Raw genomic sequence first — 15,705 nt, forward strand, 5'->3', positions numbered from 1 at the left:
TCGGTACAATACCATGAAAATAGCTATCGAAGCCCAGCGCATTTTCCGCGTGAATAAGCATGGGATGGATTTCGTCGCGCTGGAAGTGATCCGGGAATTGCAGAAGATAGATCGTGAAAACGAATATTTCATCCTCGTCAACGCGGGCGAAGACCGCTGCCTCGAGGAGAGCGAGAATATGCATATCGTGACGGTAAACGCTCCGCTCTATCCGCTTTGGGAACAGGTCTGCCTGCCGGAAACGGTGCGCCGGATCGGGCCCGACATCCTGCATTGTACCGGCAATACGGCGCCGCTGCGGTGCGACGTTCCGCTGGTGCTTACCCTGCACGATATTATTTTCTTGGAGAAACGTTCCGGTTCCAGTCCTTCGTGGTATCAGAACATGGGGTGGTATTACAGGCGCTTCGTCGTCCCGCGTGTTCTGCCGAAATGCCGCCGGATCATCACCGTGTCGAACTACGAGCGCGAGCGGATCGGGAGTGCACTGCAGATCGGCGGCGACCGGTTGGTTGCCGTTTACAACGGGTACGGAAGTCATTTTCGTCCGGTCGAATCTCCGTACGAGGTGACTCGCAAATACCTACCGGAGAAAGAATACCTGTTTTTTCTCGGCAATACCGATCCGAAGAAAAATACGGCGCGCACGCTCCGCGCCTATGCCCTGTATGCCCGGCAGACAGAGCGTCCGCTGCCGCTGCTGGTAGCGGATATTCCCGAAAACGTGATTGACGGAATATTGAAGGAGCAGCAGATTTCCGACGTCAAACCGCTGCTGCGCCTGCCCGGTTACATTCCCAACGGCGACCTGCCGTCGGTATATTGCGGAGCGAAGATTTTTCTTTATACGTCGTTGCGCGAGAGCTTCGGAATCCCGATGCTGGAGGCGATGGCCTGCGGAACGCCGGTCGTTACTTCCGACACTTCGGCGATGCCCGAGGTCGCTGGGAGCGGGGCCGTGCTGGTCGATCCGACGGACGAGACGCAGATCGCCGGAGCAGTGCGGCGGTTGCTGGACGATCCGCAACTGTACGAACGCCAGCGGGCTTACGGGTTGGAGCGGGTAAAACAATTTTCGTGGCGAAAGACGGCGGAACAGACGTTGGACGTTTATAAATCGGTCGGATTATGAAAGCATTGGAGATCGTATTCTGGATTTCGGTATTCGTCGTTTTTTATACTTATATCGGTTATGGCATCGTGTTGTGGGTGCTGGTAAAGGTTAAGGAGACGTTCCGTCCCCGGAAGGAGCCGCGGATGCCGGACGAATTGCCGGAAGTGACTCTGTTCGTTGCCGCTTACAACGAAGAACGGGTCGTGGACGAGAAGATGGCGAATACCCGGTCGTTAGATTACCCGGCCGATCGGTTGAAAGTGGTTTGGGTGACGGACGGAAGCGACGATTCGACGAACCGGAGACTGGAGGCCTACCCGGAGGTCGAGGTATTTTTTCAGCCCGAACGTCAGGGGAAAACGGCGGCGTTGAATCGCGGGATCGAATTCGTCGAAACGTCGCTGGTGGTGTTTACCGATGCCAATACGATGTTGAACCGGGAGGCGATACGTGAGATCGTGCGCTGCTTTTCCGACCCGACGGTGGGATGCGTGGCCGGCGAAAAGCGGATCGCCGTGCGGCGGCTCGACGGCGCGGCTGCCGGAGGCGAAGGCCTTTACTGGAAATACGAGTCGGCGCTGAAGCGGCTCGACTGGCGGCTGTACTCCGCGATGGGGGCGGCCGGCGAGTTGTTTGCCGTGCGGCGCGGCCTCTTCGAGCGGATGGAGAACGATACGCTGCTGGACGATTTCGTCCTCTCGCTGCGGATCGTGCAGAAAGGATACCGCATCGCTTATTGCGATACGGCCTATGCCATCGAAGGCGCTTCGTCCGACATGAAGGAAGAGCAGAAGCGCAAGGTGCGTATTTGCGCCGGCGGCCTGCAGTCGATCGGACGTCTGCGACCGCTGCTGAATGTCTTTCGTTACGGCGTGGTCAGTTTCATGTTCTTATCGCACCGGGTGCTGCGTTGGTCGCTCACTCCGCTGCTGCTTTTTTTGCTGTTGCCGGTCAATGCGGCGCTGGCCTTTAGCGGATCGCCGTTGTACATTACGTTCCTGGCGTTGCAACTGGCGTTTTACGCCGCCGCCCTCGGAGGATATTACCTGGCGACCCGGGCGATCCGCAACAAGTACTTGTTCGTGCCGTATTATTTCCTTTTTATGAACGTGAACGTGATCCGCGGCTTCTGCTACTTGCGGAAAAAACGGGGATCGGGTTCGGGCGCGTGGGAAAAAGCAAAGCGGGCCTGATCGCAGACCCGCCCGATGACGTCCGGAAAATCGGCTTAGATGTATTTTTTGATCATTGCGGTCAACTGTCCCACGACGATGGGCTTGGCCATGTAGTCGTTACAGCCTGCGTCGATCGCTTTTTGCTTGTCGCTGTCGAAAGCGTTGGCAGTAAGTGCGATGATCGGGATTTCCGGATCGATATCCCGGATTGCGCGGGATGCTTCCAGTCCGTCCATCTCCGGCATTTTGATGTCCATCAGGATCAGGTCGGGCTGCTCTTTTTTGTAAACGTCGATGGCTTCGATGCCGTTGTATGCCCGTAAAACGGTATACTCTTTCCTTAAGATGATGGACACCAGCAGAAAGTTACTGTCCGTATCTTCCGCAACCAATATTTTCTTGGGTCGATTGTCTGCCATTACTACCGATAGGATTAATTAAACGTTACAAAATAAGCCAATTTTTTCCATAAAAGCAATGATTTCCACGGAAATTGCTTTTTTTCTGGATTTTGCGCTTTTGGGGGATACAACACGTTCTGGACGAGCTATTTCCTTATTTTGAAATGCCGCTCCGATTTTTTGGGATAAATGTCGCTGATCGTAATCAGTATCCCGGTCTCCTCGACATTCCCGAAATCGGGGTTGACGACCGTTCCGAAAACGCGCATCGATGGCGAAAGGCTCATGTACGAGTTGATCAGCGGCGGGATGTTTTCACGGTAATTGCGGATCTCGCGGATCAACGTTTTGTAGTCTTCCGCATAGCTGCCGCCGCAGAACAGCGCTTCCATCTTTCGACGTCGAAATCGAGGACGATCGGGTGAATGGCCTCGACCAGGTTTTCGCGATCCGGGAAATGTTTGCGCAGGAAATAGAGCAGGATGTTGCGGGCTTCTTTGTCGTACGAGCCGTACATGGTGACTTTGCCGAAAAAGTAGCGCATGTCCGGATTGTTCACGACCAACGCTCCCAGTCCGTCCCACAGGTTGTCGAGCGAATAGAGCCCTTTCGGGTTGCTGCGCGAGCCCTGGTAATGAGGCTGTACGAACGACCGTCCCAGTTCGATCGTGTAGGGCAGGTATTCCTCGCGGAATTTGTCCGTGAAACGAAAATAGTGTTCCGTCGACATGCATTTCGGATGCGACGAATGCGAAATGATGAAGCGGTATCCGCCGACGATCTCCTTTTGTTTCGGATCCCAGACGATCAACTGCCGGTATCCTTCCGGATCGAGGTCGTATTCGTCGATGTCCGTGTCGGCTCCCGTGCCGCCTCCGCCGTCGCGGAACGACACTTCCCTGAGCCGTCCGATTTCCCGCATTACGTTCGGGCTGTCGCCGGCTGTGACGACGTATATTTCATTGTCTCCGTTATTGGTCGGGCGCAGAAAGCGTTCCCGGGTCAATTCTGCTTCTATCAAATCGGTCGGGACGGGGTCGATCAGTGGTTTCATCGGGTGTTTTGATTGGATGAGCAAAAATATAAAAACAAATCGACAAAGTAATATTTAGCCGTTTTTTTGTTCGTTTTTAAGTTTATATACGTATTCCCGGAGCCGTTCCGCCCATACTTTCGCGGGCTTCCCGTCGTCGAGCCGCTGCCACGGCACCGGTTTTCCGAAGCGGATGCGGAAATCTTTTCCTCGCTGGCGGAACATCTCGTCGGGCAGGTAGAGCATTTCGAGATTGGCCCGGATGCCCACGGCGGTGCGGAAGTTGGACAGGTTGTAAAAAAAAGACGACAGTTCCCCTTCGAAATAGACCGGAACGACGTCGCGGCGGCTTTCGATCGCGTTTTTGACGAAACTGGGTCGCCACGGGCAATCCCGCACGACGCCCCGGTGCCGGCGCGAGCAGAGCCCGGCCGGGAACGTGGCGACCTGCACGCCGCTTTGCAGGTTTTGCCGGAACAGTTCGGCGTACTGCGCCTTCTGCCGGCCGTGCTTGTTGACCGGGATGAAGAGCGGATTGAGCGGCGTGAGGTGCATCAACAGGTCGTTGACGATGATTTTGACCGATCCGAAATGGCGCTCCAGTTCGTCGCACAGCATCATGCCGTCCATGCCGCCGAACGGATGGTTCGAAGCGAACAGGTAGCGTCCTTCGCGCGGCAGCTTTTCGAGCCCGACCGCCCGGTAACGGATACCCATATCCGCCAGCGCCGCGCGGATGAACGGGATCGGTTCGAGGTGCGAATAAGCCTGCAAAATACGGTTGATTTCGTCCTGGTGGATCGTGCGTTTCAGATAGGCCACTACGAAGCGCGGTAACAAACGCGCCAGCGTCGGATTTTTATCCCGGATCACTTTCTCCAGATCGACGGTAAGCGTTTTCTCGTCGGACATCACGTTGGGTTGATTTTGCGCAAAATTAAGATATTCCCGGTTCATTGGAACGGTTTCGGGTAAATTTTGTACTTTTATCCGCGAAATTTTAACTTGTCGTTATGGAGTCCTACCATGTGCCGGTGCTGTTCGCCGAAAGTATCGATTTGCTAAACATACGTCCCGACGGAATGTATGTCGATCTGACTTTCGGCGGCGGCGGGCATTCGCGCGGGATTCTGGAGCGGCTTTCCGCAAAGGGGCGCCTGCTGGGGTTCGACCAGGATAGCGACGCCCGCCGCAACGTCCCCGACGACGCCCGCTTCACGTTCATAGAATCGAATTTCCGTTTCATGCGGGGGCAATTGCGCCTGCACGGATACGAACAGGTGGACGGGGTGCTGGCCGATCTGGGCGTGTCGTCGCACCATTTCGATACGCGGCAGCGCGGATTCTCGTTCCGTTTCGACGCTCCGCTCGACATGCGGATGAATCAGCGTGCCCGGCTTTCGGCTGCGGACGTAGTGAACCGTTACGAAACGGGAAAATTGATCCGGATTTTCCGGGATTACGGCGAACTGGACGCTCCGCACCGGATCGCAGGATGCATCGAGCGGGTGCGCCGCGAGCGGCCGCTCGCTTCGATCAGCGACCTGATCGAAGCGGTTGCGCCGGTAACCCCGCGCGGGGCGGACAGTAAGTTTCTGGCCAAGCTGTTCCAGGCGATCCGCATCGAGGTGAACGGCGAGATGGATGCGCTGGAGATGATGCTCGAACAGGCGCTCCGCGTACTGCGTCCCGGGGGACGGTTGGTGGTGATCACTTATCATTCGCTCGAAGACCGGCTCGTCAAAAATTTCATGCGTAGCGGAAATTTCACGGGCAAACCGGAGAAGGATTTTTACGGACGGCCCCGGACGCCCTGGGAACTGGTCGTACGCAAGGCGATCGTTCCGTCCGCCGAAGAGACCGAACGGAACCCGCGTTCGCGGAGCGCCAAACTGCGGGCCGCCGAAAAACGCTGATCGTCCGAAAGAACCGGATTCCGCACGATCGGCGATTTTACTGTATATTTTAGCCTGTCGCCGGGAAGGCTATTGATAAATTTTGTTAACTTTGCCGAGCTGATAACAAGAACCGATATGAGAAAAAAAATGTTGAGTTTCGGGGCCGCGCTGTTGTTGCTGGCGGCTCCTGTTTCTCAGATAGAAGCCGCGCCGCGCGAGGCGCAATCCCATTACGATAAGGGTATAGCCCTTTACGAAAAACAGAAATACTCCGCTGCGCAGACCGAGTTCGAGAAGGCGGCCCGCGGCGCAGGCGCCGACGATGTCGGGTTTTCGGAGCGGGCGGCTTATTACATAGCTTTGTGCGCCGCCGAGATGCGGCAGGGAAACGCCCGCGAGATGCTCGACCGTTTCATTCTGGAGTATCCGGGTTCGATCTATGCGAACGACATCCGGTTTTCGCTCGGCACGCTGTTGCACGAGGAGGGCGATTACCAGGCCGCCTATGCGCAGTACCAACAGGTCGATCCCTATGAGCTCGACTTTTCGCGTTTCGACGAATATAATTTCCGGACGGGATATGCCGCCTACATGTGCGGGGACACCGACAAGGCCTACGGCTATTTCAAGAACTGCAATACCGATCCGCAGTATAAGCCGCACGCCACGTATTACATCGCTTATATCGACTATTCCCGCGGCGATCTGCAGGCGGCCAAGCGGGAGTTCGCGTCGATCGCGGACAATCCGGCTTACGAACCGATCATTCCGTTTTACCTGTTGCAGATCGAGTTCCGGGAGAACAATTACGACTACGTGGTGGCTAACGGGATTCCGTTGCTGGCCAAGGCGACCGAAGCCCGTCAACAAGAGATTTCGCGGATCGTCAGCGAAGCTTATTTCCACCTGGGCGACTATCCGAAGGCGCTGGCCTATATGGACAATTACGCCAAACTGGGCGGTGAGATGGGGCGCGAGGAACTTTACCTGGCCGGTTACTGCAATTACGTCGACCGCGACTATCCGAAAGCGATCGACCGGCTCACGCAGGTCGCTTCGGGCGGCGACGAACTGGCTCAGAACGCCAGCTTCCACCTCGGCGACGCTTACCTGCAGATGGGGGACAAGAAAAAAGCGATGAGCGCTTTCGCGCTGGCCGCTTCGGACGATTTCGACCAGGCGATCCGCGAAGAGGCCATGTTCAACTACGGAAAGTTGCAGTACGAATTGGGCGGCGGTATTTTCAACGAAGCGATCACCACGTTGGATAATTATATCAAGGAGTTTCCCGATTCGCCTCGGATCAACGAGGCGCGCGAGATCCTGTTGGCTGCCTATTTCAATTCCCGCAACTACAATGCGGCTTACGAGGCGATCCGCCAGTTGCCCGATCCGGACAACAACGTGAAGATGGCGTTGCAGAAGATCGCTTATTTCCGTGCGCTGGAGTGTTTCGAGGCCGGCGACTACGACCGGACGCTCGAATTGCTCGATGTGGCCGACGCCAATAGATATACGGCCAAGTATACGGCGCTGACCAAATTCTGGCGGGCCGAAACCTATGTCCGCAAAGGGGATTACGCCAAAGCGCAGCCGCTCTACGAGGCTTATGTGGCGCTTTCTCCGAGTAACGAGCGAGAGAACCGGATGGCGCAATACAACTTGGGATACTGTTATTTCAATGCCAAGCAGTGGGACAAGGCCGCCGCGAGGTTCAATAGTTTCCTGAACGCTTATCCCGCCAAGGACGATTTGCGGGCGGACGCTTTCAACCGGTTGGGTGACATCGCTTTCGCCCAACGCGAGTACTACAAGGCGATCGAAAATTACGACAAGGCGATCAGCCTGTCCACGGTCGGGGCCGATTACGCCCGGTTCCAGCGGGCCGTGATGCTCGGTCTGGTCGACAAGTACGACCGCAAGGTCGAGTCGCTGATCGCGATTATCGGCGACGGCAAGAGCGACTACGTCGACGACGCGATGTTCGAGTTGGGGCGCACCTACGTGCGCCGTGAACGCTTCAACGACGGCGCCGCCGTACTGAAACGCCTGGTGGACGGTTATCCGCAGTCGCCGTTCGCCGTGAGCGCCCTGTCCGAGTTGGGACTGATTTACCAAAATCTCGGCAAAAACGACGAAGCGTTGAAATACTACAAGAAGGTGGTCGACAACTATCCCTCTTCGCCGCAGGTGAAAGATGCGATGATCGGTATCAAGAATATTTATGTCGACAAGAACGATGTCGATACCTATTTCGCTTTTGCCAAACAGAGCGGTATCGAGACGAACGTGACGGTCGTCGAGCGCGATTCGCTTTCGTTCATGGCGGCCAACCGGGTTTACCAGAGCCGGGATTATACGCGGGCGCTTCCGTTGATGGACAATTACCTGCGCCAGTATCCGCAAGGGGTTTATCGGGCGGATGCGCTGTATGCGCTCGGCGACTGTTCGCTGCAGGCTGGAAACCGTGCGGGGGCGTTGGCGGCTTTCGAGGAGGTCGGCAACATGCCGAGCAACCGTTACCAATCGCTGGCGCTGCAGAAAGCCGCAGCCATGCAGATGGAGGATAAAAATTATGCGGCCGCAGCCGAGTCGTACAAGCGGCTGAGCGTGATCGCGCCGCAGAAGAACGTGGCGTCCGAAGCGTTGGACGGCTACCTGAAAGCGGTCGTGGCGTCCGGGGATATGACTGCCGCGGGCAATGCCGCCGACGAAGTGCTGGTTTCTTCCCACCTGACCGACGATCTGGCGCATACGGCCAATTTCTTGAAAGGCCGCGCGCTACAAGCCGCCGGGGACGACAACGGGGCGCTGGCGCACTACCGCAAGATGATCGACGCCCGTACGCGGGATGCGGCCGAGGCGCGTTACCAGATCGTTTCGATCCTGTTCAAGCAGAACAAACTGAAAGAGGCCGAGAAGGAAGTGTTCGCGTTCTCCGAAAAGAACCTGCCGTACGAGTACTGGATGGGAAAGGCCTTTTTGATTCTCGGCGACATTTACGTCAAGCAGAACGACGCGTTCCAGGCCAAAGCCACCTATAAAAGTATCGTGGACGGCTATTCCGACAAGAATGACGGCGTCGTAGCCGAGGCGCAGCAGAAAATGGACGCATTGAAATAGATTTTAAAGTAACCGACAGAGAGTGATGAAAAAAACAATCATACTGATCGCAGCGGCGGTGGCCGCATGTCCCGCCTGGGCGCAGAAGCCCGAAGAAGGGGATCTGAACCGCCAGATGGAAGTGACGCGCGATTACGAACCGACCGTGAACGAAGCATCGAAACTGAATGTTAAACCCGATATGAACGATACGGTGGCGCTGCGTCCCGAGGTGACTTACAAGATTCATCCGAACCCGATCAGCTACGGGTTCGAAGTGACGCCGATTAAACCGGTGTCGGTCAGTCTGGACAACTACCGGCAGGATCGCCCGTTGTACCTGAAAGTCGGCGTCGGCGTTCCGTTCCAGAGCGTGGTGGACGCTTATTTTTCGTCTACGAAGAACGTCAACGGCAAGTGGGGCGTACTGGTCAACCATTACGGTAGCTGGAGCGACCGCAAGAACGACAACGGGATCAAGACTCCGGCCGGGCAGACGTTCAACCGGATCGGGGCGTACGGCGAGCGTCGTTTCGGCCGTTTCGGGATCGGCGGCGAACTGGGGTACGATTACGATAAGATCAGCCGCTACGGGTACGATACGACCTGGACGCTGGAAAACTTTACCGGACGGAATATCGATGCTTCGGCATCGGCCCTGCGGCAGAACTTTTCGACCGTGCACGGGAAAATCTATTTCGGACATGCGTTCGAAGACCTTTCCTATTTCAATATCCGTTTCGGCGCCGAGGGAGCTTATTTTCAGGATCGTTTCGACATGAAGGAGGCCGATGTGAAGACGTTTCTCGATCTGGGAAAACGTTTTGGGCAGCGGCATGGGGTGACTCTGCACGCCGGTTACGATGTTTATAAAGGCAGCGGCGAGTTGGACGGTTACAAGGATAATATCCTGACGGTACGGCCGATGTACCGTTTGCAGGGCGGAAAGCTGGAATTTGCGCTGGGGGCCAATTACGTGCTCGACAACGACGGGGATCGCAGCGAAAGCGCCTTCTTCCCGCTGTTCGAACTCAAATGGCGCGCTTCGGACGGTTTTACTCCTTATCTGAAGATCGACGGCGAGTACTTGAACTACGGTTACCGTAATACGGTGACTTGGAATCCTTACGTGTTGCAGGGCGTTACGGGGCGTAATACCAGCGAATACAACGGTCGGATCGGTATCCGGGGCGGCGTTTCGTCGTCGTTCGCGTACCATGTGTTCGGCGGCGTTTCGCGCTATCTGAACATGAATTACGGATTGAATGCCTACCTGATGTTGCTGGGGGACGGGGCGAATGTGTATCAGGCTCTTTACCAGGGAAACGTGTTCGGAGTGTCGCAGCGCGACGTGACGATGTGGACGATCGGGGCCGAGTTGGAAGGACGTATTTCCGGCGCGTTCGGCTTGCTGTTCAATTTGCAGTACCGGGGTTACGACGTGAAAAAAATCGAAGATCAGAGCGCCCATATCGGGTTGCCGAACCTGACGGCCGGACTCGCTCTGAAATACAATTACCGGGATAAATTGCTGCTCAAGGCCGGAGTGGACGTGTACGGACCGCGCGATTTCGACATCTTGTTTATGTATACGGACGGGGCGAGCGCGTCTGCCGGACTGGGCCGGACTCATGTGGATATGCAATTCGACGTATATTTCGGCGCCGATACAACATTTCGAAGAGGATCGGCGTGTTCCTCGAAGGGCGTAACCTGGCCAACCAGCGGATTTACCGTTACAATCAGTACCGCGATCTGGGCATCAATATGCTCGCCGGCGTGAAACTGCAGTTTTAGCGTGTGACGGGGAAACGAAAGAGCCCGGAAGCGATCGCTTCCGGGCTCTTTCGTTCATCGGTATCGTTATCGGATCTGATGCGCTCCCTGGGAAATGTTGACTTCGATAATGCGGGGCGCCTTGCCGAAGCGGTGCGTGAATTTGTCGGTGACTTCGGCCAGGTAATCGGCATAAGCGGCATCCCTCACCAGGTTGATCGTGCAGCCGCCGAAGCCGCCGCCCATCATCCGCGCGCCGAGCACGCCGCTGTTGCGGTGTCCGAGATCCGCCAGAAAATCGAGTTCCTCGCAGCTCACTTCGTACCATTTGCTCAGCCCGTCGTGCGAACCGTTCATTTTTTCGCCGAAAGTCGCGTAGTCCCCCTTTTCGAGTGCGTCGCAGGCGTCGAGCACCCGCTGGTTTTCGTTGATGACGAAGCTGCAGCGGCGGTAAACCACGTCGTCCATTTCGTTTTTGTAGGTGTTCAGCATTTCGAGCGTTACGTCGCGTAGCGACTCGATGCCGCCCACGTGTTTCAATATCACGGCGACGCCTGCCTCGCACTGTGCGCGGCGCACGTTGTATTCCGACGAGGCGAGCGAATGTTTTACCTGCGTATCGAACAGCACGACTTTGCAGCCTGTCGGATCGAACGGTTCGAGTTTGTATTCCAGCGAACGGCAGTCCAGCCGGATCACCTTCCCGTGATCGCCGAACAGCGAGGCGAACTGATCCATGATCCCGCAGCGCACGCCTACGTAGTTGTGTTCGGTCATCTGGCCGATTTTGGCCAGTTGTTCGCGCGAAAAACCGAGGTTGTAGACCGTGTTGAGCGCGAAGCCCACTGCGCTTTCGAGCGCGGCCGACGACGAAAGTCCCGCGCCGAGCGGGACGTCCCCGCCGAAAGTCATGTCGAACGGACGGATCAGCGCCCCGCGTTTCTCCATCTCCTGCACTACGCCGTAGATGTAGCGGGCCCACTGTTGTGCCGGTTTTTCGCCGTGCAGATCCATTTCGATCGACTGGTCGTAATCGACCGAATGGATCCGGCACTTCTGTCCGTCGTTGGGTTTGACGCCAACGTAGATTGCCTTGTCGATAGCACCGGGCAACACGAATCCCAGGTTGTAGTCGGTATGTTCGCCGATCAGGTTGACGCGTCCGGGCGAAGCGAAGAACGACGCTCCGTCGCCGTACATTTTTTTGAATAGTTCCTGAATTTTAGTTTTCATAGCGGTTATAAGATTAGTTCGTATCGTCTGAAATGTAGATCGTTTCCGGATAGGTCACCCGGCTCAGAAAAAGCCCCTGCGGCGGGGCCGAGCTGCTCGCCAGCGAGCGGTCGCGCCCGGCGATCACGCTGCGGAAATCTTCCGCAGTCAGCTTGCCTCGGCCGACGTCGAGCAGCGTGCCGACTACGGCGCGTACCATGTTGCGCAGGAAGCGGTCCGCCGCAATGGTGAATACCAGCAACCCGTCGTCCTGCCGCTGCCATCCGGCGCGGGCGATGCGGCACAGGTTCGTTTTATTGTCCGAGTGCAGCTTGCAAAAACTGGTGAAATCCTGTTCTCCCGGCAGCAGGGCTGCGGCTTCGTTCATGCGGCACAGATCGAGCGGCCAAGCCAATTGGTACGCGGTGTCGCGGTTGAACGGGTTTTTACGCGGTGAAATGTAATATTTGTACTCCCGTTCCAATGCGTCGAACCGGGCGTGTGCGTCGTTCCGCACCCGTCGCAGTCGTTGCACGGCGATGTCGTACGGCAACAGCGCATTCAGGTGGTAGCAGAAATCTTCCGGATCGGCGATCGGTGCTTCCGTGTCGAAATGGACGACGTAGAAAGAGGCGTGCACTCCCGTGTCGGTGCGCCCGGCGCCTACGGTTTCGACCGGGCGACGGAGCAGCGTGCCGAGGCTTTGTTGCAGGGTTTGCTGCACGGACGGGGCGTTGGGCTGGATCTGCCAGCCGTTGTATGCCTTGCCGAGGTAGGAGAGTTGTAGAAAGTAACGCACGGTTGTCGCTTTAGGTTTACAAAGATAGCATTTTCGGCGAAATGTAAAAATTTTGTCCGTTTGAAATACATAAATTTTCCTGCGCCGTTTTACGAAACAGAGTCGTTCGTCCGGTTGGTTCGACGCCTTTTTCAGAAAATGCAGAGCGGTTCGAAAAAACTTTATTACCTTTAAATCCGACTGAATCGACTAATTCTGACTCTATGAAAAAAAATCGTATGTTGCTTGCTGGATTGCTGCTGTTATTTACGGCGGCGAAACCCGCTTCTCCGGAAGTTTCGCTCGAAACTTTGCTGCGCGAAATGACCGACCGCGACGAGATCGCCCGGTGGCCGTATCCTGCGTTCGCCTGCCGTCAGGCCAGCAGCACCGATCCCGCCACGAAAACGCCGGATCAGCCGGGCTGGTTCGGCAACGGGGACTGCACCAATTTTATCCGGCAGGAGACGACCCCGCACGGAACGGAATACGTGATGCTCGACGCCGACGGTCCCGGTGCCGTCGTCCGTTTTTGGATGACTTTTTCGGGAGCGGGTTCCGGCGAAGGTATCCTGCGTATTTACCTGGACGGCGACAGCGAACCGGTCGTCGAGGGCCGGGCCCGCAGCCTGATCGGCGGCGCCGGCCTGGTCGGGCCCCGTTGTCGATGGGCGTGTCGACGCTTACCGACTCGATGCACCGGGGGTTGAACCTTTACCTCCCAATTCCGTTTGCCGAAGGCTGTAAAATCACTTACCAGAGCTCCATGATCGATTTTTCCGACAAAGGCGGTATTCAGCCCGGTCACGAAGGGGTTTTTTACAACATCAATTACCGGAGTTACGAGCCGGGAACGCGCGTTGTCAGTTTTTCCGCGGAGGAACTTCGTAGGAACCGGACGCTGCTATCGGAAGTCCGGCGGAAGCTGAGCGACCGGGATCGGGGATTGGACGAACTGAAACTGCGGGAAATCCCGCTGGACGGAACGCTGGCTCCCGGCGACCGTAAAACTTTCACGATAGAGGGCGAAAAGGCCGTCCGGCAACTGTCCGTGCGTCTCGATGCGGCCGCACGGCAGCAGGCGTTGCGTTCGACCGTGCTTGAGATCCGTTTCGACGGAGAACGAACGGTATGGTGTCCGGTCGGGGATTTCTACGGGATCGGTTATCTGCCGCTCTATACCAATACGTGGTACGCGTATGCGGAGCCGTCCGGACGGATGGACGCCTACTGGGTCATGCCTTTCCGACACAAGTGCGAGATTACGTTCCATAATCTGGGAACGCAGCCGGTGCGCCTATGCGACGGTCGGGTACGCTACGCTCCGTGGAAATGGGACGACCGGTCGATGCATTTCGGGGCTTCGTGGCATCAGTACGGAGCTGTTTCGACCGGACGGGACAAGCATCAGAATACGGACGATACCGGCGGTCCGTCCGATCTCCGCTTCGTCGCGCTGGACGGACAAGCGTTTATGTCGGCGACGGCCTGACGCTGTTCAATACCGAATACGCCTGGTGGGGCGAAGGCGACGAAAAAGTCTATGTGGACGGAGAGACGTTCCCGTCGCATTTGGGAACCGGAAGCGAGGACTATTACGGTTACGCCTGGGGACGGCGCGAGCGTATTACCGACCATCCGTTCATCGCTCAGCCGGAAGGCGCCGGCGCGGACAGCGCCGGATTCGTGCAGAATACCCGGCTGCGGGTGCTGGACGGGATTCCGTTCCGTACTTCGCTGCGGTTCGATATGGAGCTCTGGCATCACCTGCGGGCCGTCGTCGATTACGCTCCGACGACTTACTGGTACCTGCGTCCGGGCGGGCGCAGCTTGGTCGAACCGAACGAGAAGGAGGCCGCCCGCAAAGTATCGCTGCACAGGGAAGACCTCGTTTCGCAGAAAATGGAGATAACGGTCGAGGCCGAACATATGGCCGTCGTGAGCAAAAGTCCGGAAGATCTGCTGAATTACCATCATCACGGGATTCCGTACCGGGATATCTGGAGCAACAATGCCCAGCTTTACTGGCACTGCAATCGGCCGGGCAACCGGTTGACGCTCTCGTTCGAAAGCGTGTTGGACGGCGAGTTCGACCTCACGTTGATGTGTACGCTTCGCCGGGTTACGGAGTGGTCGGGATCGAGGTCAACGGTACGGCTGTTGTTCGGGAATTGGATCTCAATGCGCCGAAACCGCATGTCGTTCCGATTTCGCTCGGCCGGCAGGTTATTCGTAAGGGAATCAATACGCTCGCATTCGAAATGGTCCGTTACGGGGAACATATTCCCGCCGGAACCGTCGGATTCGACCGCCTCGTTTTCGAACCTTGATCGAAACGGTCCATTTCCCGCGGTTCTTTGTTTTCGGCAGGGGCGACCGTCCGCTCGGCGTCGCCTGCCGAAAGAAGTATTTTGCGTTTTATGCGGCGCCGGGTAAAGGATTATTTAAAAATTAGCGTAAATTTGCGAAAACATTCGTACGTATTATGAAGATTGCATTGATAGGCTACGGCAAGATGGGAAAGGAAATCGAACAGATCCTGATCTCCCGGGGCCATACCGTTACGCTGATTATCGACATCGACAACGCCGGCGATCTGAATGCCGAAAACCTTCGGAAAGCGGATGTCGCTATCGAATTCACCACTCCCCATACCGCTTTTCAGAACATCGTAACCTGCCTGGAAGCCGGCGTGCCGGTGGTGTGCGGTACGACCGGATGGCTCGACCGGTACGCCGAAGTCGAAAAGCTGTGCAACGAGCGGAAGGGCACGTTCTTCTACGCTTCGAATTACAGCGTCGGCGTCAACGTGTTTTTCGCGGTGAACCGCCGACTGGCCGAACTGATGGAGCGTTTTCCGGAATACGACGTGACGGTCGAAGAAACCCATCACACGCAGAAAAAGGATGCTCCGAGCGGAACGGCGATCACGCTGGCCGAAGGAATTCTCGGGAACCTGACCCGCAAAAAGAAATGGATATGCGGTACGACGACCGAGCCCGCCGAGTTGGAGATCACCTCCGTACGCCGCAGCGTCGTTCCCGGGATTCATACCGTTACCTACGAGTCGGATGCCGACCTGATCGCCATTACGCACAGTGCCAAGAGCCGCAAAGGATTGGCTACCGGAGCCGTGCTCGCCGCCGAATTCATCTGCGGCAAGCGGGGTATTTTCACCATGAAGGATCTAATGGGAATCGATTAACCGGCCGACTG

15 protein-coding genes are annotated in these 15,705 nt (G+C 56.6%); 9 read left to right on the forward strand and 6 right to left on the reverse strand.

From position 1 onward, the window contains the following. Window positions 1–13 precede the first annotated feature (13 nt). Both DW082_RS02600 and DW082_RS02605 read left to right on the forward strand, forming a co-directional pair. A complete protein-coding gene (locus DW082_RS02600; protein WP_118457190.1) occupies window positions 14–1,132 on the forward strand; it encodes a glycosyltransferase family 1 protein in 1,119 nt (372 codons plus the stop codon). Then, window positions 1,129–2,307 (forward strand): glycosyltransferase family 2 protein, encoded by a 1,179-nt coding sequence (locus DW082_RS02605; protein ID WP_101573349.1) that lies wholly within the window; start codon window positions 1,129–1,131, stop codon window positions 2,305–2,307. Before DW082_RS02600 ends, DW082_RS02605 begins: the two co-directional genes overlap by 4 nt. Before the next feature lie 35 nt (window positions 2,308–2,342). Here DW082_RS02605 and DW082_RS02610 read toward each other — a convergent pair whose 3' ends face one another. From DW082_RS02610 to DW082_RS02620, 4 genes are all read right to left on the reverse strand, one after another. After that, a complete protein-coding gene (locus tag DW082_RS02610; protein WP_101573347.1) occupies window positions 2,343–2,708 on the reverse strand; it encodes a response regulator in 366 nt (121 codons plus the stop codon). Window positions 2,709–2,836: 128 nt separating this feature from the next. Next, on the reverse strand, window positions 2,837–3,082 hold the full coding sequence (locus DW082_RS15400; RefSeq protein WP_409049067.1) for a hypothetical protein: 246 nt from the start codon (window positions 3,080–3,082) through the stop codon (window positions 2,837–2,839). Then, a complete protein-coding gene (locus DW082_RS02615; RefSeq protein ID WP_409049068.1) occupies window positions 3,031–3,744 on the reverse strand; it encodes a GNAT family N-acetyltransferase in 714 nt (237 codons plus the stop codon). The genes DW082_RS15400 and DW082_RS02615 overlap by 52 nt, the downstream gene beginning before the upstream one ends. A 54-nt stretch (window positions 3,745–3,798) precedes the next feature. Next, window positions 3,799–4,635, reverse strand: a complete 837-nt coding sequence (locus DW082_RS02620; protein ID WP_118457299.1) for a 1-acyl-sn-glycerol-3-phosphate acyltransferase — start codon at window positions 4,633–4,635, stop codon at window positions 3,799–3,801. Window positions 4,636–4,736: 101 nt separating this feature from the next. On the opposite strand from DW082_RS02620, the gene rsmH reads away from it, so the two are divergent. The 3 genes from rsmH to DW082_RS02635 all read left to right on the forward strand — a co-directional run bounded on the left by rsmH (window position 4,737) and on the right by DW082_RS02635 (window position 10,506). Further along, window positions 4,737–5,639 (forward strand): 16S rRNA (cytosine(1402)-N(4))-methyltransferase RsmH, encoded by a 903-nt coding sequence (gene rsmH, locus DW082_RS02625; protein ID WP_101573344.1) that lies wholly within the window; start codon window positions 4,737–4,739, stop codon window positions 5,637–5,639. 117 nt (window positions 5,640–5,756) lie between these two features. Beyond that, on the forward strand, window positions 5,757–8,744 hold the full coding sequence (locus DW082_RS02630) for a tetratricopeptide repeat protein (protein ID WP_182424070.1): 2,988 nt from the start codon (window positions 5,757–5,759) through the stop codon (window positions 8,742–8,744). Window positions 8,745–8,769: 25 nt separating this feature from the next. Continuing rightward, the gene (locus tag DW082_RS02635; protein WP_118457192.1) at window positions 8,770–10,506 is read left to right on the forward strand and encodes a hypothetical protein; all 1,737 of its coding nucleotides are present in this window, start codon (window positions 8,770–8,772) and stop codon (window positions 10,504–10,506) included. 80 nt (window positions 10,507–10,586) lie between these two features. Here the strand turns inward: DW082_RS02635 and galK are convergent, their stop codons facing one another. Both galK and truA read right to left on the reverse strand, forming a co-directional pair. Further along, the gene (gene galK, locus DW082_RS02640) at window positions 10,587–11,732 is read right to left on the reverse strand and encodes a galactokinase (RefSeq protein WP_101573340.1); all 1,146 of its coding nucleotides are present in this window, start codon (window positions 11,730–11,732) and stop codon (window positions 10,587–10,589) included. Between the two features lie 13 nt (window positions 11,733–11,745). Next, window positions 11,746–12,510 carry a tRNA pseudouridine(38-40) synthase TruA gene (truA, locus tag DW082_RS02645; protein WP_118457194.1) on the reverse strand — a complete coding sequence of 255 codons (765 nt, stop codon included), beginning with the start codon at window positions 12,508–12,510 and terminating at the stop codon, window positions 11,746–11,748. 203 nt (window positions 12,511–12,713) lie between these two features. On the opposite strand from truA, the gene DW082_RS02650 reads away from it, so the two are divergent. Genes DW082_RS02650 through dapB form a run of 4 tightly spaced genes read left to right on the forward strand, consistent with a single transcriptional unit; the run spans window position 12,714 to window position 15,694 of the window. After that, window positions 12,714–13,199, forward strand: coding sequence for a hypothetical protein (locus DW082_RS02650; protein WP_118457196.1), 486 nt, complete (start codon window positions 12,714–12,716; stop codon window positions 13,197–13,199). A 56-nt stretch (window positions 13,200–13,255) separates the two neighbouring features. Continuing rightward, window positions 13,256–13,981: a DUF2961 domain-containing protein gene (locus tag DW082_RS14865; protein ID WP_259335477.1), complete on the forward strand. Its 726-nt coding sequence runs from the start codon at window positions 13,256–13,258 to the stop codon at window positions 13,979–13,981. A 2-nt stretch (window positions 13,982–13,983) separates the two neighbouring features. Then, window positions 13,984–14,925, forward strand: a complete 942-nt coding sequence (locus tag DW082_RS02660) for a DUF2961 domain-containing protein (protein ID WP_259335490.1) — start codon at window positions 13,984–13,986, stop codon at window positions 14,923–14,925. A 49-nt stretch (window positions 14,926–14,974) separates the two neighbouring features. Beyond that, window positions 14,975–15,694, forward strand: a complete 720-nt coding sequence (gene dapB, locus DW082_RS02665; RefSeq protein ID WP_055206114.1) for a 4-hydroxy-tetrahydrodipicolinate reductase — start codon at window positions 14,975–14,977, stop codon at window positions 15,692–15,694. Window positions 15,695–15,705 lie beyond the last annotated feature (11 nt).

This window comes from Alistipes sp. AF48-12 (assembly GCF_003477565.1).
In the GTDB taxonomy this organism is placed as follows: domain Bacteria; phylum Bacteroidota; class Bacteroidia; order Bacteroidales; family Rikenellaceae; genus Alistipes_A; species Alistipes_A hominis.